The organism is Leucobacter sp. PH1c (assembly GCF_000633415.1).
Lineage (GTDB): Bacteria > Actinomycetota > Actinomycetes > Actinomycetales > Microbacteriaceae > Leucobacter.
On the sequence record NZ_AYMV01000015.1, the window covers coordinates 68,585 to 89,039 of the forward strand.

Sequence of the window (20,455 nt, forward strand, 5' to 3'; positions counted from 1 at the left end):
GTGAGCGTGCCCACCCGCCCCGCCGTCCGACCGGGGGCGCCGCCCGCCGCTCGGCCGGCGGGCCGCCCGGGCGGGCGTGCCGCGCAGACGCGCCGCACGCTCCTCCTCATCGCCGGCTGCCTCGGGCTCCTCGCGGTGACGGCGGTGCTCGGGCTCGGGCTCGGCTCGCTCGCCATCGACCCGGCGACCGTGGTCGCCGCGCTCACCTCCTACGACCCGGCGGATGACGCGCACCTCGTCGTCGTGCAGTCGCGCCTGCCACGAATCGTGCTCGGAATCGTGGTGGGCGCGGCGCTCGGCGTCGCCGGTGCGCTCATGCAGTCGGTGACGCGCAACCCGCTCGCGGATCCCGGCATCCTCGGCATCAACGCGGGCGCCGCGCTCTGCGTCGCGATCGCCATCGCCCTGTTCGGGATCGACCGCCCGAGCGGCTACATCTGGTTCGCGTTCGCGGGCGCCGCGCTCACCGCGGTGCTCGTGGCGCTCCTCGGCACCGCCCGCCGGAGCGCGGCGACGCCCGTGCGGATCGCGCTCGCGGGGACGGCCGTGAGCATCGTGATCGGTGCTCTCACCCAGATGGTCATCCTCAGCAACGAGGCCGCGTTCAACAGTTATCGCTACTGGGCGCTCGGATCGCTCCAGGGGCGCGGCTTCGACGTCCTCCTCGCGGTGCTCCCGTTCCTCCTCCTCGGGCTGTTGTGCGCGTTCGCGCTCATCGGCCCGCTCAACGCGATCGCGCTTGGCGACGAGGTCGCCGCCGCGATCGGCACCCCCGTGGCCGGCGCCCGGCTCGGCGCGGCCCTCGCGGTCGTGCTCCTCGCGGGCGCCGCGACCGCGGCCGCCGGGCCCATCGGCTTCATCGGCCTCGGCGCCGCGCACATCGCCCGGTTCTGCGCCGGCAACGAGCACCGCCGCCTCATCCCGGCCTCGCTCGTGGTGGGGGCGACGCTCCTCGTCGTCGCGGACACCCTCGGGCGCGCGCTCGCCGCCCCCGCCGAGGTGCAGACGGGCGTCGCCGCCGCGCTCTTCGGCGGCCCGCTCTTCGTCGCGCTCGTGCGCTCGCGCCGGGTGGCCGCGCTGTGAGCGGCACGCTGATCCGGATCGGCCCGGTCGCGGTGCGCGTGCGGGCCCGCACGGTCGTCACGGGAATCGCGATCCTCGTCGTCCTCGCCGTGTTCGTGCTCGGCTCGCTCGTGATCGGCGCGACCCAGCACGGGCTCGCGGATCTCCCCGCCGTGCTCACGGGCGAGGCGCGGCCCTCCGTGACCCGCTCGGTGCTCGGCCGGCGCCTGCCTCGGGCGCTCACCGCAGCGCTCGTCGGGGCGCTCCTCGGCATGAGCGGCGCGGTCTTCCAATCGCTCTCCCGGAACGCGCTCGGCTCGCCCGACATCATTGGCTTCACCTCGGGCGCGGCCACGGCCGCCGTGTTCCAGATCGTCGTGCTCGGCGGCGGGATGCTGCAGACCGCCGTCGCCGCCGTGCTCGGCGGTCTCCTCACCGCAGTGCTTGTCTACCTCCTCGCCCGGCGCGACGGCATCACGGGCGGCCTGCGTCTCGTGCTCGTCGGCATCGGCGTCGGCGCGGTCGTGAGCGCCCTCTCCTCGCTGCTCATCGCGCGCGCGGACCTCGATGATGCGCTCCTCGCGCAGCTCTGGAGCGCGGGCTCGCTCACGGGGCGCGGCTGGACGCACGTCGCCGCGCTCGCCGTCGTCGCCGGCCTCGCCGTCCCCGCGCTGCTCACGCTGAGCCGCGGGCTCGCGATCCTCGAGATGGGCGACGACAGCGCCCACGGGGTCGGCGTCCCCGCCGAGCGGCTCCGCTTCGGCGCGATGGTGATCGCCGTCGTCATCGCGGCTGCGGCGACCGCCGCGGCGGGGCCCATCGCCTTCGTCGCCTTCGCCGCGGGGCAGATCGCCCGGCGCCTCCTCCCCGTGCCCGGCGTGCTCGTCGGCACCGCGGGGCTGATCGGCGCGGCCCTGCTCGTCGGCGCCGACCTGCTCGCCCAGCACCTCGACCTGGGGATGCGCACCCCGGTGGGGCTCGTCACGAGCCTCCTCGGCGGCCTCTACCTGCTCTGGCTGCTCGCCCGTCGCATCTGATTGGATCCCGCATGACGCACACCACCAACCCCGCACCGGCGACCCCGGCTCCGGACACCGCCGTTCCCACGACGCCCGGGACCCGGCTCGCCGCGGAGCAGCTGGCCGTTCGCTACGGCAACCGGGAGATCGTCTCCGGTCTCGACCTCGTCGTGCCGGATGGCGGTTTCACCGTGATCATCGGGCCGAACGGCTGCGGCAAGTCGACGCTGCTCCGCGCGCTCGCGCGGATGATCCGGCCGCACTCCGGGCGGGTGCTGCTCGGCGACCGCGACCTCGCCGGGCAGCGGACCCGGGTGATCGCGCGGAGCATCGGCACACTCGCCCAGGCGCCCGCGACGCCCGCGGCGATCACGGTCGCCGACCTCGTGGCACGGGGGCGGAACCCGCACCAGAGCCTCCTCCGGCAGTGGAGTCCGGGGGATGAGGCCGCCGTCGCGGCCGCGCTCTCGGAGGTCGGCATGGACGCGCACGCCGATCGGCTGGTCGAGGAGCTGAGCGGCGGGCAGCGGCAGCGAGCGTGGATCGCCATGGCGCTGGCCCAGGAGACGCCGATCCTGCTGCTCGACGAACCCACCACCTACCTCGACATCGCCCACCAGATTGACGTGCTCGATCTGTGCTCGCGGCTCCACGCCGCGGGCCGCACGCTCGTCGCCGTGCTCCACGACCTCAACCTCGCCGCCCGCTACGCGAGCCACATCGTCGCGATGCGCGACGGCGCGATCGTGGCCGAGGGGGCGCCCGAGCGGGTGATCACCGCCGGACTGCTGCGCGAGGTGTTCGACCTCGACGCGCGCGTGATCCCCGACCCGGAGACCGGCAGCCCGCTCATCGTGCCGCGCGATCGCCGCGCCGCGCGCCTCCAGCCTCCCGCACGCCCCACCCCCGCCGCGGCCCCCGCGCTCGCGGCCGATCAGAAGGAGTCCGTATGACCGAGTCGACCACCCCCCTGCACCGCTCCGCAGCGATCCGCTCCGAGGATCACAACCGCGGGCTCCAGCTCGACACCGCAACCGTGCGCGGCATCGTGGAGGTGACCCCCGAGCTCGTGCGCGTCGTGCTGCACGTGCCCGGCCTCGCCGAGGAGCCCCTCTGGCACCGCCCGAACGTGGCGATCCGCTTCTACCTCGACGAGCGGTTCGGGGCGACGTCGCGCGTGTACACCGTCCGCTCCGCCGACGCGGAGGCGCGCACGATCGAGGTCGACGTCGTGCGCCACGGCGCGGCGAGCCCCATGATGCAGTGGCTCGACTCCCTTGCCGTGGGCGACACGGTCGAGTTCGGCGGCCCCCGCCCGCACTTCGCGATCCCTGAGCCCGAGGGCCGCGAGGTGGTGCTCTTCGCCGACGCCACGTCGATCCCCGCGCTCTACGCGATCCTGCAGCAGACCGCTCCGGGCACGACGGGCCGCGGCTGGGTGGCGACCGACGACGAGACCGCGTTCGCCGAGCTGCCCGAGCTGCCGGGCCTCGAACTCACCCGGATCGCGCCGGGCGCGGGCTTCGCCTCCCAGCTCGGCGAGGTGCCCGATCCCGCGCGGGTGGTCGTGTGGGGCGCGGGCGAGCGCGATGAGATGCGCCAGGTGCGCGCGTTCTTCCGCACCGACGCGGGGCTCGCGAAGGACGACGTCGCCGTGTTCGGCTACTGGAAGCGCGGCACGACGAACACCGAGATCGACGCGAAGCGCCTCGCCGCCTACGAGGAGGCGCTCGCCGCGGGCGGCACGGTGACCGAGCTCGACGATCTCGCGCTCGCGATCTAGGCGCTGAGCGGGGGACTGCGGGGGCGCCTGCGCGCCCCCGTCAGACGGCCTCGGCGGGCACGGCCGTGAGCCCGCCGGGCCGCGGGGGCACGACGGGCCCCGGCTGCGGGGCCTCGGCCCAGAGTTTCGCCGCGAGCTCCTGCCGCGAGTGCGCGCCGAGCTTCGCCTTCGCCTGCGCGAGGTGCGACTCGATCGTGCGCACGCTGCACCCGAGCCGCAGGGCGAGCGCCGCGTTCGACATCCCTTTCGCCGCGAGGCGGGCCACCTCGAGTTCCCGAGGCGTGAGCCGCGCGAAGTGCGCGGTGGGGAGGGTGCCCGTGCGGTACCAAGGCAGCGAGCCCGCAAGGTGCGCTTCGAGCGCGTCGAGCCGGTCGTCGCACTCGCGCACGCCGCTCACGGTGCGCCGGCTCAGGTAGATCGTGCGCGCGGTCGATGCGGCGAAGGCGGCGGGCGCCCAGAGCTCCAGCCGCTGCAGCCGCTGCGCCGCGCGCACGAGCTCCACGGGGTTCTGCTGCGCCGCCGCGGTCAGGTGCGCTCGCGCGAAGCGGAGCACGGGGAGCGTCTCGCTCTCGGGGTCGTCGGTGGTCTCGGCCTGCCGCAGGGAGGAGTGGTGCCCGGTGAGGTAGCGGGTGAAGTGCTCGAGCGTGAGCGGCCGCCCGCCGGGTGCGGCCGCCGAGGTCTCGGCGGCCGAGGCGGCGGTGATGGAGTCGCCGATCGTGCGCAGGCACTCGCGCAGGCGCAGCGCCGTGGCGCGGGGTGCCGTGTCTTCGAGCAGGCACCACTCGAGGGCGGCGCGCTCCGCGTGGCCGCAGGCGAGCGCCTCGCCCGCGGCGACGAGGTGGCGGATCCAGCGCGCGTGCGCCTCCGGCGTCGCCGAGGCGGTGCTCGCCGCGATCAGCTCGTCGGCGCGCAGGGCGAGTTCGCCCGCGAGGAAGACGGTGACGCCGCGTGCGAGAAGGAGCGTGCCCGCCACGAGGTCGTCGGAGCCAGCGGGGCTTACCGGGAGTGCGGGGATACGCGCCCCGCTCGCGATCCAGGTGCCGCGCGGCAATCTGCCGTTCCAGACCGAGTCGAGTTCGAACAGCGCCGCCGCGAGGGCGGCGGTCTCGGGCTCCGCGGTGTCGGAGAGGTGGCGCAGCGTGCTGTGCACGGCCCCGAGGGGCTCGTTCGAGTTCCACCACGCGGTGACCCGCTCGGTCTCGGTGGGTTCGGCGGTGTCATCGGTCCGGGCGGCCGTGGTGAGCGCGCCGCCCGCCTCGGCGGCGGCTGCGGCTCGCAGCGCGCTCCGCCGAGTCGCGTCTCGCGGCGCGTCTCCGCCGTGCGCGTCGAGGAGGTCGAGTGCCGCGCCCGCGCCCACGAGCGCGCCCACCACCTGCGCGTGCGCGGTGCCGGAGAGGGGCGCATTCGCCGCCCCCGTCCGGAGCAGGAACGCCCGCGCCTGGGAGTCGTGCCGCATCGCGACGCTGCTCGTCGTCGCGCGGTGCAGCACGCGCACGCGCGCCTCGCGGTGGGGGAGCGGGGCACGATCGTCATCGGAGAAGGCCAGGCCGCGCGCGCAGCGGAGCGTCTCCGAGGTGCTGAGCGGAATGCCGATCGCCTCCTGCGCCACGAGATACTCGGCGATCGCCCGGCGGCCCTCCGAGAGGAGCTCCGGGGCCGCGAAGGGGCGCAGGGCCGCCGCCACGAACGGGAGCACGGCGTAGTGGTCGCTCTCGGGCGCGCGAGTGAGCACGCCCCGCTCGCCGAGCTCCCGCACCGCGCGGGCGCCGAGGTGGTCCTCGAGCAGTGCGTAGTCGGTGGGGCCGAGTTCGGCGGAGAGCAGCGCGGCGGTGGCGCTCGCGGGGGTGAGCGGGCCCGCCGACCGCACCACCGCTCGCATCCCGGGGAGGTTCAGCTCGCGCGGGATCTGCTCCACGATCCCGGGCCGAGGCAGATGGGTGAGCGCCCCGTGCTCGGCGAGCACCAGGAGATCGAGCGCCCAGGCGGGCCGCCCGGCCGCGAGCGAGGCGATCGTGTGCACCGTCGCCGAGTTCAGCATGGTGGGGCTCAACTCGTGGACGAGCCAGGCGATGTCGTGGAACGCGAGCGGGCGGAGCGGGAACTGGCGCACCGCCGCGATGCGTGGGGCGGCGGGCTCCCGATCCCGCAGGACCTCGTCGACCGCCCGGAGGTAGGGCGTGCGCTGGTTCCCGGTCTCGAGCGCCGCGACCGCCCGGCGGCCCCGCTCGTCGAGGTCGAGGAGCGCGTGCAGAGTGCTCGTGTCCGCCTGCTCGAAATTGTCGAGGAGGAAGAACGCCGGGTCGATCTGCGGAGCGTGGATCTCGTCGCGGAGCGCCTGGCGTGCGGCCCGGTCCGCGCAGTCGAATTCGACGGCGCGGTGCCCCGTCGCGCGCAGCGCGGCGGCGAGGTCGCGGAGCACGTGGCTCTTCCCCGAACCGCTCGGCCCGGTGACCAGCGCGTTCTGGTCGTTTTTGAGCACGGTGATGAGTTCCGCCACCACCGGCATGCGCGTACTGAGCGCTTCTGTCCCCATTGCCGTTCAACTCCTCCACGACCCCGTGGGGGCCGCCCGTCCGAGCCGACACTTCTTCCCGGATCCTACTGTCAACCGAAGGAGCCAGGGAAGAGGAAACTTCTCATCATCGGGGAGAAAGTGCACGCGAACAGGCATTCTTCTCGGGTCTCTCAGTAGTTCGCAAAAACATCTCAGGTCATGTGCTTTCCGGCCTCGGGGGCCCGGAGGTCCTTTGCCCGCGGTTCCGCGCCGCGCATAGGCTCCCCACAAGTTGCGCTGTCGGACCCGTGCAAGCGGTGAGGGTCCGATCCGGCCGGCTTCTCCTGAAATCTGAGCAAAGGTGAGGGATCTTGAGACAACATCCACATGAAGCGATCCCGCCAGGGAGCCGGTTCCGAGGTCTCGCCCTCGGAACCGCTGCCGCCGTGGTCGCAGCTTCGGGGCTCTTCGCAGCCCCCGCAGCGTACGCGGACACCCCGACGGTTACGGCGGACTCCGCGGCGCACGGTCACTGGTTCTGGGCGGAGGGCCTCGGGCTCGACGTCGCGGGAGCAGCCACGACGCTCTCCGACTTCCCGGGGAACCCGACGCCGGCCGCTGACCCACTGAACCTCTCGGTGCTGAACGGCCTGGCCAATCTGCAGCTGGGGACGGTGAGTCTGCCGGTCATCAAGCCGAACGACACCGATCCCGGTCTGCTCCGCCTCGGCAACCTCGGGCTCATCTCGAGCTACAGCGCGTCGAGCAGCGCTACGTCGAGCGTCGCCTCCTCCGGCCTGATCAACTCCGACGGCTCGCTCAACATCGATGCGGCATCGAACGGCCAGTACGGCACCGCGCGGCTCGACGCGAACTCGCTGCTCACGCAGATCATCGACCCGAGCCTCGTGAACACGCTGGTCGATGAGGCCGCGATCGGGATCGGTGCGCTGGGCTCGCAGGCGAGCAGCTCGGCGGGCACGACCACGAGCGAGTACATGCTGAGCGACCTGAACGTCGACCTGCACAGCCCGCTCGTCGGCGGGCTCGTCACGCAGCTCAACACCCAGCTCGGCACGCTCCTCCAGCCGATCCAGGCGCTCCTCGCGCCCGGCGGCGGGATCGAGACGGTGCTCGCCACGCTCGTCCAGGGCATCGACGCGCTGCCGCTCGTCGACGCGCAGCTGAACTCGGCATCGATCGACACGCAGCCCCTGCTCGACACGGTGCGCACCACGCTCCTCGCGGAGCCGCTCTCGAACGCCGACGGCAGCGTCCTCGTCGATCTGAGCACGGGCACCGTCAGTGTGGACCTTGGCAGCCTCGTCGTCGACCGCACGGGCGCCACTTCGCTGAGCTCCCTGCCGGCGAACACCGAGGTGCTCGACGGGGCGACCGTCAACGCGATCCTCGACGGCGTCACCGACGCGCTCACGGGCGCCGGGCCGAACTCGCTGCTGTCGAAGACGGTGAGCATCATCTCGACCGGCATCTACGACGTCGCCGTCAACGTGAGCATCGAGGCCGACATCAGCGTCAACCTCGGGGTCACCACGATTCCGCTCGTGAAGGCCCCCGTGACGATCGCGGGCTCCATCGGCGGCTTCATCGGGACTCCCGGCAAGCCGGCACCCGTCGTGGACACCAGCCAGATCAACGTCGCGGGGATCCCCGTCGGCGCCGTGCTGCAGCCCATCATCAGCCTCCTGACGGGTGCGATCGCCCCGATCGGGGCCGCGCTGGGCGGCACGGTGACCGCGGTGCTCGGGAACCTGCAGCCGGGACTCATGAGCTGGCTCTCGCCGATTGTGAGCGGTCTGCTCACCGACGGCATCGGACCGGTGCTGCGCGGTGTCGCGAGCATCACGATCAATCAGCAGGTCACCCCGGGCGATCTCGGGGCGGACAGCTTCACGGTGCGCGCGCTCAACGTGAGCGTGCTGCCGAACGTCGCGACGAACGGTGCGGTTGCGCTGCAGTTCGGCTCGGCGTCGGTGCGCGCGCTCGCCGACGATCCGGGCACGGATCCCGCGACCGAGCCGGGGACCGATCCTGGTGCGGACCCCGGAACTGATCCGGGCACGGACCCGGGTACCGATCCGGGCGCTGATCCGGGTACCGATCCGGGTGCTGATCCCGGTACGGACCCGGGCGCTGATCCGGGCACGGATCCCGGGGCTGACCCCGGTACCGATCCGGGCACGGACCCTGGCGCGGACCCCGGTACCGATCCGGGCACGGACCCTGGTGCGGACCCGGGGACTGACCCCGGTACGGATCCCGGCGCTGATCCGGGTACCGATCCGGGCGCTGATCCGGGTACCGATCCGGGTGCTGATCCCGGTACGGACCCTGGCGCTGATCCGGGCACGGATCCCGGGGCGGACCCCGGTACCGATCCGGGCACGGACCCTGGCGCGGACCCCGGTACCGATCCGGGCACGGACCCTGGCGCGGACCCCGGAACTGATCCGGGTACGGACCCCGGTACGGACCCGGGGACTGACCCCGGTACGGATCCCGGCGCTGATCCGGGTACGGACCCGGGTACGGATCCCGGTACTGATCCGGGTACGGATCCCGGTACGGACCCCGGTACTGATCCGGGCACGGATCCCGGTACTGATCCGGGCACGGACCCGAGCACCGATCCCGGTACTGATCCGGGGACCGATCCCGGTACGGATCCGAGCACGGATACGGGTGTAGAGCCGGGCACTGATCCGGGTACGGATCCGGGCACGGATCCGGGTACTGATCCGGGCACGGATCCCGGTACTGATCCGAGCACGGACACCGGCGTTGAGCCGGGTACCGACCCCAGCACCGATCCGGGCACGGACCCCGGTACTGACCCCGGTACTGACCCCGGTACTGACCCCGGTACGGACCCGGGTGCTGATCCCGGTACGGATCCGGGAACTGATCCGGGCGCCGATCCCGGTACGGATCCGGGCACCGATCCTGCTACGGATCCGGGTGCGGACCCCGGTACGGACCCGGGTGCTGATCCCGGTACGGACCCGGGCACCGATCCTGCTACGGATCCGGGTGCGGACCCCGGTACGGACCCGGGTGCTGATCCCGGTACGGACCCCGGTACGGATCCGGGTGCGGACCCCGGTTCGGATCCGGGTGCGGACCCCGGTACGGACCCGGGCACCGATCCGGGTGCTGATCCGGGCACGGACCCCGGTACTGATCCGGGCACGGACCCCGGTTCGGATCCGGGTGCTGATCCCGGCACGGACCCGGGCACCGATCCGGGCGCTGATCCGGGCACGGACCCCGGTACGGACCCGAGCACCGACCCGGGCACTGACCCCGGCACGGATCCGGGTACGGACCCGGGTGCTGATCCGGGTGCTGATCCGGGCACGGACCCGGGCACGGACCCGAGCACGGACCCGCGCGTCGATCCGGGCACGGATCCGGGTACGGACCCCGCGACGGATCCGGCGACGGACCCGGGCACCGATCCGGCGACCGATCCCGGTACGGATCCGGCAACGGACCCCGGCACCGATCCGGCGACCGATCCCAGCACCGATCCCAGCACCGACCCGGGTGGGAACCCTCCCGGTGGGAAGACCGCGACCCTGACGGCGACGCCGGGGACGGTGGCTCCCGGTGACACGGTCACGCTGAGCGGTACCGGCTTCCTGGGCGGCGAGAAGGTGGTCATCACCCTCCCGACCGGCGGCACCGTGACGGTCACGGCCGACGCCAACGGAGCGTTCGTGACGAGCTGGAAGGTGCCCGCGGACTGGGCAGCGGGAACCGCTCGGTTCACCGCGCTCGGCCAGGAGAGCGGCCGCACTGCGGAAGCCTCCGTGACCGTCCAGGTCTCGGGCGGTGTTCCCGGGAAGGGCACGCCGGGGGTCCCCGGCGCGAAGTCCGGCGGTGGCCTGGCAGTGACGGGAGCCGAAGTCGGGCCCCTCGTGCTGCTGACCATCCTCAGCCTCGCAGCGGGCGCCGGAGCGCTGGTCGTCGGACGCCGTCGCAGCCGCGACGTGCGCGCCGCCGAGTAGCCGCAGCACACACGGAAATGGTGGTCCCCGCGGGAGTAGTCGCGGGGGCCACCATTCCCTATGCTGAGCAAGTGAAGACGTAATTGGTGCAGGGGAGCGGTCAATGGCAGATCACGCGTCGAAACCCGCGGAGCGCGAAGCTCAGCAGCAGGCCGCCCGGGTGCGGATACCCCGCGCTGCACAGATCGCGGCAGGGGTGGTGCTCCTCCTCGTCGCGGTGCACATGTTCCTCACCGCGGTCGTGAACACGCCGAACGCGGCCATCAAGTACGACGTGCTCCCCGGTGCCGTCGCAGACCAGTACGTGCGGCCGTACCTGGTGCAGGACTACAAGATCTTCGCCCCCGACCCCGCGGACACGGACCGGCAGCTCTGGGTGCGAGCCTGGGTCGCCGACGAGTCGGGGGAGAAGACGGCGACCGAGTGGATCAACGCCACGCACGTCGAGCTCTCCTCGACCTACCGGAAGACGCTCCGCAAGCAGCTCTCGATCGTGGGCGCCGAGCGCCTCATGGGGGCGTACTCGAAGCTGAACGAGGAGCACCGCGCCGTCGTCGCCGAGAACCACCTGGGCGGCGAAGCGCTCTACGCCCTCCGCGACGCGATGCTCGCCGCCGACGACTCCGCGACCGCCGCGGTCGACGAGTTCATCCGCGCCGACAACTACGCGACCTCGTACGCCACGCAGGTGGCCTACGCCATGTGGGGCGAGCAGGGCACCATCGAGGGCGTTCAGGTGCGCGCCGTCTACGATCCCGTGATCCGCTGGGCCGACCGCAACGACCCGGACGCGGAGCGCCCGCCATCGAAGTACACCGACCTCGGCTGGGTGCCGCCGATGGAGTGGCCCGGCCAGGACCGCGAGGCCTTCGCGCGCACCTTCCGCGCCTGGGCCGAGCAGGCCGAGCAGTCGGACCAGACCGAGGCTGGGGCCGCCCCCGAAGCCGGTGCAGCACTCGAGGAGGAAGCACGATGAGCGGACACCAGATGACCGCGTCCCCCACGAACATCTTCGCCCGGCTCTGGGAGTTCGTGCTGCGCTGGCTCACCGAGACCCGGCACGCGAGCCACGGCCTCGCGCTCATGCGGATCGGCTTCGGCTCGATGACCGTCGTGATCCTCGCGCTCTACCTCCCGAACCTCTCTTACTCGTTTGGGGCGGGATCACGCTGGGGTGAGGCGCTCTTCCGCAATTCCTCGGTGAACGAGTACCTGTGGCCGATTCCGCAGCTCTTCGCGCGCGACGAGCCAGACACCCTCCTCTTCATCAAGGTGCTCGTGCTGATGGCCGTCGCGGTGCTCTACGCGCTCGGATGGCGCATGCGCATCGTCTCGCCCGTCTTCGTGATGCTCTGGCTCGGATTCGCCGTGACGAACCCGGTGATCCTCAACACGGGCCATTACCAGACCTTCCGAATCTTCCTCCTCTTCCTGCTCCTCGCGGACACCTCCCGGTGCTGGTCGCTCGACGCGCGCCGGCGCGCGCGTCGCGGAGCCGAGGATCCTGCGCTGGGCTTCGGCCGGAACCGCCTGCCGCGCTGGGTGCCCACGCTCGCGAACAATGTCGCGGTGATCCTCATCGCGTACCAGCTCTGCATCATCTACGTCACGAGCGCGCTGTGGAAGCTCCAGGGCACCACGTGGGTGTCCGGCGTCGCCGCGTACTACCCGCTGCAGCTCGAGGAACTCACCCTGTTCCCGTGGCTCAACCATCTCGCCTGGCAGTTCGCGCCCGCCGTGTTCGTCGCCTCCTGGCTGAGCGTCTACGGGCAGCTCCTCTTCCCCGTGCTGCTGCTCACGCGCTGGACCCGAGTGGTCGGTCTGATCCTCGTCACCGGCATGCACGCCTCGATCGGGATCCTCCTCGCGCTGCCCTGGTTCTCCCTCGTCATGATCCTCGGCGACATGATCTTTATCCGGGAGCGGACCTGGGAGCGGGCGATCGCCTGGGTGCGCGAACGCTGGGGGCGGAGGCCGCGGGCCGCCGCGGGGCCGACGCCGTCGGCCGCCGAAGCGCCTGCCGTGACGGGCGGCGCCGAGCCGGAACCCGGTGATCCGGGCGCCGACGGCAATGGTGCGGCCGGGCCGGCGGAGCGCGATCCGGAACGACCGGCGGAGCCGGAGCGGGCACCCGCCCACGCCCCCGCGATCCCGTGACATACTCTCGAGAGAGGGTCACACGACGGGGAGGCGATCATGGGTGGACCGGAGCGGACTGCGCCGAGCGCGGCGCAGGTGATGGAGCGCAATGCGGTGACGCTGCTGGGCCCTGAGGACGGGCCCGTCATGGTGTTCGCCCACGGCTACGGCACGAACCAATCGACCTGGCGCGCCATCGCGGAGCACTTCGCCGCGGATCATCGAGTGGTGCTCTTCGACTACGTGGGATCCGGGGCCTCCGACCTCGCGGCCTACGACGAGCAGCGCTACGACTCCTATGACGGCTACGCCGCCGACCTCGTTGAGGTGCTCGACGCCGTGGACGCGCGCGATGCGGTGCTCGTCGCGCACTCCGCGAGCGGCATGATCGGCGCGCTCGCGGCGATCGCGCGCCCGGAGCTCTTCGCGCAGATCATCATGGTCTCGCCGTCGCCGCGCTACCTCGACGACGAGGGCTACGCGGGCGGCTTCACCCGGGAGGACGTGCTCGGGCTCATCGACGCGATCGATGCGAACCAGCCGAGCTGGGCGGCATCGCTCGCGCCCGCCGTGACGGCCCGCGACGATCGGCCCGAGGTCACCGACCGCGTTCGCGAGCTCTTCGCCACGACGCCGCAGCGGGTGGCCAAGCACTTCGCGCGGGTCGTCTTCTTCAGCGACGTGCGCAACCGGCTCCACGAGCTCACGGTGCCGAGCGTGATCCTGCAGTCGGCCGGTGACATCATCTGCCCGCCGCACATCGGTGCGTACCTGCACGAGCGGATCCCGCGCAGCCGGCTCGTGCAGCTCGAGTCCGCGGGGCACTTCGTGCACTTGACCGAACCCGAGTTGGTGGTGAGCCACATCCAGGCTGCCCTGTGAGCGGCGCGGTGCACCCCGCGGATGCCGGTGCGAGCGCGGCGAGCCCTGCCGAGCTCCTCGCGGAGAGCCCCGTCGCGCTGCTCGCCGTCGATCTGAACGGCGTCGTCCTCGCCGCCAATGGGGCGATGCGGCGCTGGATCGGGGGATCCGGGGGAGGGCCAGGCGCGGGATCCGAATCCGACGCTGAGCCTGGATCCGGATCTGACGCGGCGCGGCCCGCGCGTGGCCGAAACCTGGTCGAGTGGCTCACCCCCGCCGCCCGACTGCTCTACGAGACGCGGATCGTGCCGCAGCTCGTCGAGACGGGGAGCGCCCGCGACATCGTGCTCGAACTCCGCGACGACCGGGGCGCGCGCCGCTCCGCGCTCTGCAACGCCGAGCTCCGCACCGACGCCGAGGGGCGCCGCATCGTGCGCATCGCCGCGTTCGACGCGGGCGCCCGCATCGCCTTCGAGCGCGAGCTGCTGGGCGCGCGCCGGGAGGCCGAGCTCGCCCACGAGCGGCTGGCCGTGCTGCACAGCGCGACGAGCGCGCTCGCGGTGGCGACCGGGCTCGACGACCTGGGCGCGGCGCTCGTCGCTGCCGCCGCGCGCGTGACCGCAGCGGCGTGGACCCGCGTGGCGCTCGTCGACCACGAGCAGCCGGCCTCGGGGTCCGGTCAGCGGAGCTGGGGATCGGCGCCCACCGAGGAGGCGCAGCTCGCGACGATCCGGTCGACGCCCGAGCAACTGGTCTGCCACGATCCCGCCGAGCTGGTCGCAGCGGCCCGCGAGGCGGACGACCCGGCGGCGGCCGAGCGCCTCGCGCGCGCCGGCGTAGAAGCCCTCGTGATCACCCCGATCGTGCAGGAGGGGGCGCCCGGCCGGGTCGTGTTCGGCGAGATCCGGTGCTGGTTCCGTCGCCCGCGCGCGCTCGACGGGCACGAGCTCGAGACGCTTCGCTCGATCGCCGCTCAAGCCGAACGGGTGCTGGAGCACCTGCAACTGCAGGATCAGCTGCGCCACCGCGCACTGCACGACGGCCTCACCGGGCTGCCGAACCGCGCGCTGCTCACTGAGCGGCTCGACCGCGCGCTCGGCGAGGCGCAGCGCACGGGCGAGGGCTGCGCCGTGCTGTTCCTCGACCTCGACGGCTTCAAAGCGATCAACGACGGGGCGGGGCACCAGGCCGGCGACGAGGTGCTGCGCTCGGTGGCGGCCCGGCTCCGGGCGGACTCGCGCCGCACTGACACCGTCTCCCGCCTCGGCGGCGATGAGTTCGTTGTGGTCGCGGGCGGGGTCTCGGAGGACGCCGCGCTTGAACTGGCCGGGCGCATCTGCGCGACGACCCGCGCACCGCTCGAGGGCGGCGCAGCCGGGTGGCCGCTCTCGAGCAGCGTGGGCGTGGTGCACTGGGACCCGCTTCGACCGCTCGACGACGGTCGGGCTCCGGGCGGGCAGGCGCCGTCGGCCCCGGAGCTTCTGGCCGCGGCGGATGCTGCGATGTACGCGGCCAAGCGCGGGGGCAAGGACGCCGTCGTGCTGCGCCGCTGGCCGCTCGGATAAGCGCCTCGAGCGCTGGTTTCTCACGTCGCCCTCCCTGGGTTCTCCTGGGAATCTGGGAAGTCCCGGGAACGGGGAATCCCCAGTCCCTAGGGTTGAAGCAAAGGTTGTCGCTTCAACTAAAGGATGGAATATGACTACTTCGACCCTGCTTCCCGATACCCGAACGGCCTGGGGGCTCCTCCTGCTGCGCGTCGTCGCCGGCGGCATTTTCGCGGCGCACGGCCTCCAGAAGCTGCTCGAGTTCACGCTCGCGGGGACAACGGCATCGTTTGAAGCGATGGGGGTGCCCGCGGCGGTGATCGTGGCTCCCGCCGTTGCGCTGCTCGAAACCTTCGGAGGTGTGCTGCTCGTGATCGGGGGCTTCACGCGAACGGTCGGCCTGCTCCTCGCGCTCGACATGGTGGGTGCGCTCGTGCTGGTGCACGCCTCGGCCGGCCTGTGGGTCGACGGCGGCGGCTTCGAGTTCGTCGCGGTGCTGGGGGCCGCAGCGCTCGCGCTTGCGCTGACCGGACCCGGCCGAATCTCGATCGATGCGCTGCTCTCGAAGCGGACTGCGCGCATCCGAGAGGCCCGGCCCGCGCGGTAGCTTCCGCGGCGAGGGAGACGGCGCCCCCGGGGTGCCGTGACTGGGCGGGGGCAATACTCTCGGAGAAATCTGCGATCTCGGAGAAACTGCGGGCGCCGGCTCCGAGATTGTGGATTTCTCCGAGAAGAGGGGTGTGTGTGCGTGCGATCCACGCGGTGCGCGCACACGAAAAAGGCTCCCACCGCGAACGGTGGGAGCCAAGCTGCGCGCCCCGAGGGATTCGAACCCCCGACCTTCTGATCCGTAGTCAGATGCTCTATCCAGCTGAGCTAGGGGCGCACGTTGGTGACCCAACTCGGTAAACATTACACGAGGCTCCGGGGAAACGAAAATTCAGGTGTGCATCCCGGGCGTGTGGCGGGTGTCGCGCGCACCCACCCCAGGCCAGCCCGGCCAGCCGGGCACGGTACCCTGGTCTGCGTGCCTGAGAACACCACGATGCCCGCCGCCGCCCCGATGACGCCCGCCGCTGAGCCGCAGCTCGCCCGCGCCGAGTCGCTGATCCTCGAGGTGCCCGATTACCCGGCAGCCGGGATCCTGTTCCGGGACATCACCCCGCTGCTCGCGGACGGCCCCGCGTTCCGCGCCACCGTGGACGCGCTCATCGCGCCGTTCGCCGGCACCTTCGACGTGGTCGCCGGGCTCGAGGCCCGCGGCTTCCTCTTCGCGAGCGCCGCGGCCTACGCGAGCGGGGCCGGCCTCATGCCGATTCGCAAGGCGGGCAAGCTGCCCCGCCCGGCCGCCAAGATCGACTACTCGCTCGAGTACGGCGTCGCCGTGGTCGAGGCGCACGCGGACTTCCCGCGCGGCTCCCGCGTGCTCCTCATCGACGACGTGCTGGCCACGGGCGGCACGCTGGTCGCCGCGCACTCGCTGATGCGCGAGCTCGGCTACGAGGTGGCGGGCACCTCGGTGCTGTTCGAGATCGAGGATCTCGGCGGGCGGGACGCGCTCAACGACCCGAAGCTGCACACCGTTTTCCACAGCTGAGCCAGCTGCGCGCGACCCGGCGCGCGACCCCGCGCCCGGCCGCATGCGGGATCGCGGCCCCGGTCGGTGGAGAATAGACCCCATGACCCAGACCGACGCCTCCGCCGCATTCTTCGCCGCACGCGATCAGCTGCTCGCCAGCGCGGGTGACCCCGCCCGCGCTCGCGCCGAGTTCAGCTGGCCCGATGTGGGCGACGCGTTCAACTGGGCGCACGACGTGTTCGATGTGATCGCCGAGGGCAACGACACGACGGCGCTGTGGATCTCCGAGGAGGACGGCAGCGAGCTGAAGCTTTCGTTCGCGGAGCTGAAGCGCCGCTCGGATCAGGTGGCCGGCTGGCTCCGCTCGATCGGGGCGCGCGCGGGCGACGTCGCCATGCTGATGCTCGGCAACCGCGTCGAGCTGTGGGAGATCATGCTCGCCGCGATGAAGATCGGCGTCGTGATCCTGCCCACCTCGGTCGTGCTCGGCTCGCACGAACTCGTCGACCGCGTCGAGCGCGCGCGTGTGCGCTGGGTGTTCGCCGCCCCGGAGGACGCCGTGAAGTTCACGGAGGTGCCTGGCTCGTACCGCGGCGTCGGCGTCGGGCTCGCGGCCGGGACAAAGGATCAGCGCGCCGCGCTCTGGGAGTGGGCGCACTACGAGGAATCGCGCTCGGCCGGCGCCGGTGCGGTGCCGAAGACGACGCGCAGCACCGATCCCGCGCTCATCTACTTCACCTCGGGCACCACGAGCCTCCCGAAGATCGTGGTGCACTCGCACACGAGCTACCCGCTCGGCCACCTGACGACGATGTCGTGGCTCGGCGTGCGCCCGGGCGACACGCACCTCGTGATCAGCGCCCCCGGCTGGGGGAAGCACGCTTGGTCGAGCTTCTTCGGGCCCTGGCACGTGGGCGCCACGATCTTCGTCGCGAACTACGCGCGCTTCGACGCCGAGTTCCTCGTCTCCGAGCTCGACCGCGTGGGCGTGCACACCTTCTGCGCCCCGCCCACCGTGTGGCGCATGCTGATCCAGCACCGCCTGGACCGGAAGCCGCACGCGCTCCGCGAGGTCGTGTCGGCGGGGGAGCCGCTGAACCCCGAGGTGATCGCCCGCATCTCGGAGTGGTGGGGGCTCGAGATCCGCGACGGCTACGGCCAGACGGAGACGACCGCGCTTATCGCGAACATGCCCGGCGACCCGATCGTGCCGGGCGCGATGGGCCTGCCGCTGCCCGGCGTCGACGCCGTGCTCATTGACCCCGTGACGGGCGCCGAGGCGGAGGAGGGCGAGATCTGCCTGCGGATCGAGCCCGCCGATCCCGCGCGCGACGGGGATGCGCCTCGCCACGCTCCGATCAACCTCATGACGGAGTACCTCGGCAACGAGGCCGCGACCGCACGGGCGACCGAGCACGGCCTGTTCCACACGGGCGATGTGGCGCAGCGCGGCGAGGGCGGCGTGCTCACCTTCGTGGGGCGCACCGACGACGTGTTCAAGTCGAGCGACTTCAAAGTGTCGCCGTTCGAGGTGGAGAGCGCGCTGCTCGAGCACCCGCACGTGGCCGAGGCCGCCGTGGTCGGTGCTCCCGATGAGACACGCCTCAATGTGACGAAGGCGTACGTCGCGCTCGCCGCGGGCGTGCCCGAGTCCGAGGAGACGGCGCGCGAGATCCTCGCGCACGCCCGCGTGGCGCTGCCGCCCTACATGCGCGTGCGCCGGGTCGAGTTCTTCGAACTGCCGAAGACCACCTCCGGGAAGATCCGCCGCGTCGAGCTGCGGGAGCGCGAGCTGGCCGCGCACGCCGCGGGCGAGCGGCCCGCAGGTGAGTGGCGCGAGGAGGACTTCCCGGGTCTCAAGGGCTGAGGCCGGATCGGGAGTCCGCGGGCGGCGTGCTAGGCCCGAGCGCGCGCGGGATCCGGCGCGGTGAGGAGCGCGTGGCAGCGGGTTACGCGCTCCCGCCACCAGGCGGTCCGCTCGGGGGACGCGGCGGCGCGGGCGAGCAGCTCAGGATCGAGGAGCGGCCGGCCCACGGGAATCGACCCCTGCTCGGGCAGGATCGGCGTGCGTGTCACGTCGCCGCCGAGCAGGGCGACCGTGCCGAGCCCGCAGGCGCCGTCGAGGACGCCCTCCGGGAGCGCGGCCGCGAGCTGGGCGCCCATCGCGATTCCCGCTGAGGTGTCGAGCGCACTCGAGACGACGACGGGGAGACCGGCCTCCGCCACGATGCCGAGGGCGCGGCGCACGCCGCCGAGGGGCTGCGCCTTCACGATGATGAGATCGGCGGCCCCGGCGCGGGCGACCGCGAGGGGATCCTCCGCCTTCCGCACGCTCTCGTCCGCCGCGATGCGCACCGGCACCCCGGCCGCCGACAGCCGGGCGCGCACCTCCGCGAGCTCGGCGACGGAGACGCACGGCTGCTCGGCGTAGTCGAGGTTGAACTGGGCGAGCGCGGTGAGTGCGGTCACGGCCTCGTCGACGCTCCAGCCGGTGTTCGCGTCGACGCGGACGCGGGCCTCGGGCCCCATCGCCTCCCGCACGGCCCGCACGCGCGCGAGGTCGTCGGCGAGGCTCTGGCCGCGCTCGGCCACCTTCACTTTCGCGGTGCGGCAGCCGGGGAAGCGCGCGAGGATCCCGGGCACCTCCTCCGGTCGGACCGCCGGCACGGTGGCGTTCACTTCGACCCGCTCGCGAAGCGGTGCGGGCTGCGGCTGCCACCCGAAGTCGAGCGCCGCCGCGAGCCAGGCCGCGGCCTCGGCGTCGCCGTACTCCGTGAACGGCGAGAACTCGCTCGCGCCCTCCGGGGCGTCGAACACCGCGGCCTCGCGCACCGTGATCCCGCGGAACCGGGTGCGGGTGGGGATCGCGACCACGCGGAGGGCGTCGAGCACCTCGTCGAGGGCCGGGATCCCGCTGCGTGCGTCGCTCATGCTTCGAGTGTACGGAGGGCCGCCCACGGCGGGTGCCCGGCGCGGCGCCCGCCGAATAGGCTGGGGGCATGACGCAGCAGGTTTCCGAACTCTTCGACCCCGCCGAGTGGGAGCTCGCCCCCGGCGCGGCCGAGTACACCGACATCACCGCGCACCTGAGCCGGGACGGCCGCATCGCGCGCATCGCCTTCGATCGCCCGGAGGTGCGCAACGCGTTCCGCCCGCACACGGTCGACGAGCTCTACGACGCGCTCGACCGCGTGCGGGTGAACCCCCGCGTGGGCGTCGTGCTGCTCACGGGCAACGGACCCTCCGAGCGCGACGGCGGGTGGGCGTTCTGCTCGGGCGGGGACCAGCGGATCCGCGGCCGCGACGGGTACAAGTACGCCGACTCGGAGACCGCGGTGGGCCCCGAGGAGCGCGCCCGCGCCGGGCGCCTGCACATCCTTGAGGTGCAGCGGCTCATCCGCTTCATGCCGAAGGTGGTCATCGCGCTCGTGCCCGGCTGGGCGGCGGGCGGCGGGCACTCGCTGAACGTGGTCTGCGACCTGACGATCGCGAGCCGGGAGCACGCGAAGTTCAAGCAGACGGACGCCGATGTGGGCTCCTTCGACGCGGGCTACGGCAGCGCCTACTTCGCCCGGCAGGTGGGGCAGAAGTTCGCGCGCGAGATTTTCTTCCTCGCGGAGACCTACGACGCCGAGCGTGCGCGCGAGATCGGCGCCGTGAACGCGGTCGTGCCGCACGCCGAGCTCGAGACCACGGGCATCGCGTGGGCGCGCACGATCCTCGGGAAGTCGCCCACGGCGATCCGCATGCTGAAATACGCGATGAACGCCGTCGACGACGGGATCGTGGGCCAGCAGCTCTTCGCCGGTGAGACGACGCGCCTCGCGTACGGCACCGACGAGGCCGTGGAGGGCCGTGACTCGTTCCTCGAGAAGCGCGAGCCCGACTGGTCGCCCTTCCCGTACCACTTCTAGGGGCCGGGACGCACGTGGGGCCGCGCCGA

At 72.6% G+C, this 20,455-nt stretch carries 15 protein-coding genes and 1 tRNA gene; 13 read left to right on the plus strand and 3 right to left on the minus strand.

Annotated features, from left to right (window positions below; genetic code table 11):
• From U874_RS0105070 to U874_RS0105085, 4 genes are read left to right on the plus strand one after another with little or no spacing between them, the layout of a single operon-like run.
• A complete protein-coding gene (locus U874_RS0105070; RefSeq protein ID WP_025133463.1) occupies positions 1-1,083 on the plus strand; it encodes an iron ABC transporter permease in 1,083 nt (360 codons plus the stop codon).
• Positions 1,080-2,099 (plus strand): iron chelate uptake ABC transporter family permease subunit, encoded by a 1,020-nt coding sequence (locus tag U874_RS0105075; RefSeq protein WP_025133464.1) that lies wholly within the window; start codon positions 1,080-1,082, stop codon positions 2,097-2,099. The genes U874_RS0105070 and U874_RS0105075 overlap by 4 nt, the downstream gene beginning before the upstream one ends.
• An 11-nt stretch (positions 2,100-2,110) precedes the next feature.
• Positions 2,111-3,034 (plus strand): ABC transporter ATP-binding protein, encoded by a 924-nt coding sequence (locus U874_RS0105080; protein ID WP_025133465.1) that lies wholly within the window; start codon positions 2,111-2,113, stop codon positions 3,032-3,034.
• Positions 3,031-3,864: a siderophore-interacting protein gene (locus U874_RS0105085; protein WP_025133466.1), complete on the plus strand. Its 834-nt coding sequence runs from the start codon at positions 3,031-3,033 to the stop codon at positions 3,862-3,864. The genes U874_RS0105080 and U874_RS0105085 overlap by 4 nt, the downstream gene beginning before the upstream one ends.
• A 40-nt stretch (positions 3,865-3,904) precedes the next feature.
• Here U874_RS0105085 and U874_RS15320 read toward each other — a convergent pair whose 3' ends face one another.
• Complete coding sequence (locus tag U874_RS15320; RefSeq protein WP_115651493.1) at positions 3,905-6,397, minus strand: LuxR C-terminal-related transcriptional regulator; 2,493 nt, start codon at positions 6,395-6,397, stop codon at positions 3,905-3,907.
• A gap of 407 nt (positions 6,398-6,804) precedes the next feature.
• Between U874_RS15320 and U874_RS15650 the strand changes: the two genes are divergently transcribed.
• The 6 genes from U874_RS15650 (at position 6,805) to U874_RS0105120 (ending at position 15,540) form a co-directional block, all read left to right on the plus strand.
• Positions 6,805-10,389: a choice-of-anchor G family protein gene (locus U874_RS15650; RefSeq protein WP_025133468.1), complete on the plus strand. Its 3,585-nt coding sequence runs from the start codon at positions 6,805-6,807 to the stop codon at positions 10,387-10,389.
• 103 nt (positions 10,390-10,492) lie between these two features.
• A complete protein-coding gene (locus tag U874_RS0105100; RefSeq protein ID WP_157834210.1) occupies positions 10,493-11,365 on the plus strand; it encodes a DUF5819 family protein in 873 nt (290 codons plus the stop codon).
• On the plus strand, positions 11,362-12,546 hold the full coding sequence (locus tag U874_RS0105105) for an HTTM domain-containing protein (RefSeq protein WP_025133470.1): 1,185 nt from the start codon (positions 11,362-11,364) through the stop codon (positions 12,544-12,546). Before U874_RS0105100 ends, U874_RS0105105 begins: the two co-directional genes overlap by 4 nt.
• 39 nt (positions 12,547-12,585) lie before the next feature.
• Positions 12,586-13,410 carry an alpha/beta fold hydrolase gene (locus tag U874_RS0105110; RefSeq protein ID WP_081809901.1) on the plus strand — a complete coding sequence of 275 codons (825 nt, stop codon included), beginning with the start codon at positions 12,586-12,588 and terminating at the stop codon, positions 13,408-13,410.
• Positions 13,407-14,954, plus strand: coding sequence for a GGDEF domain-containing protein (locus U874_RS14705; protein ID WP_025133472.1), 1,548 nt, complete (start codon positions 13,407-13,409; stop codon positions 14,952-14,954). The genes U874_RS0105110 and U874_RS14705 overlap by 4 nt, the downstream gene beginning before the upstream one ends.
• A gap of 130 nt (positions 14,955-15,084) precedes the next feature.
• Entirely contained in the window at positions 15,085-15,540 is a 456-nt protein-coding gene (locus U874_RS0105120; RefSeq protein ID WP_025133473.1) for a DoxX family protein, read from the plus strand.
• A 205-nt stretch (positions 15,541-15,745) separates the two neighbouring features.
• Here U874_RS0105120 and U874_RS0105125 read toward each other — a convergent pair.
• Positions 15,746-15,819 (minus strand) — tRNA-Arg (locus tag U874_RS0105125).
• Between the two features lie 177 nt (positions 15,820-15,996).
• Here U874_RS0105125 and U874_RS0105130 point away from each other — a divergent pair.
• Both U874_RS0105130 and U874_RS0105135 read left to right on the plus strand, forming a co-directional pair.
• On the plus strand, positions 15,997-16,530 hold the full coding sequence (locus U874_RS0105130; protein WP_025133474.1) for an adenine phosphoribosyltransferase: 534 nt from the start codon (positions 15,997-15,999) through the stop codon (positions 16,528-16,530).
• A gap of 82 nt (positions 16,531-16,612) precedes the next feature.
• Entirely contained in the window at positions 16,613-18,379 is a 1,767-nt protein-coding gene (locus U874_RS0105135; RefSeq protein WP_025133475.1) for an AMP-binding protein, read from the plus strand.
• A 29-nt stretch (positions 18,380-18,408) separates the two neighbouring features.
• On the opposite strand, the gene U874_RS0105140 is transcribed toward U874_RS0105135, so the two are convergent.
• Positions 18,409-19,443, minus strand: coding sequence for an o-succinylbenzoate synthase (locus U874_RS0105140; RefSeq protein WP_029987698.1), 1,035 nt, complete (start codon positions 19,441-19,443; stop codon positions 18,409-18,411).
• Positions 19,444-19,511: 68 nt separating this feature from the next.
• Here U874_RS0105140 and U874_RS0105145 point away from each other — a divergent pair, with 68 nt between their 5' ends.
• Positions 19,512-20,426, plus strand: coding sequence for a 1,4-dihydroxy-2-naphthoyl-CoA synthase (locus tag U874_RS0105145; protein ID WP_025133477.1), 915 nt, complete (start codon positions 19,512-19,514; stop codon positions 20,424-20,426).
• Positions 20,427-20,455: the final 29 nt, after the last annotated feature.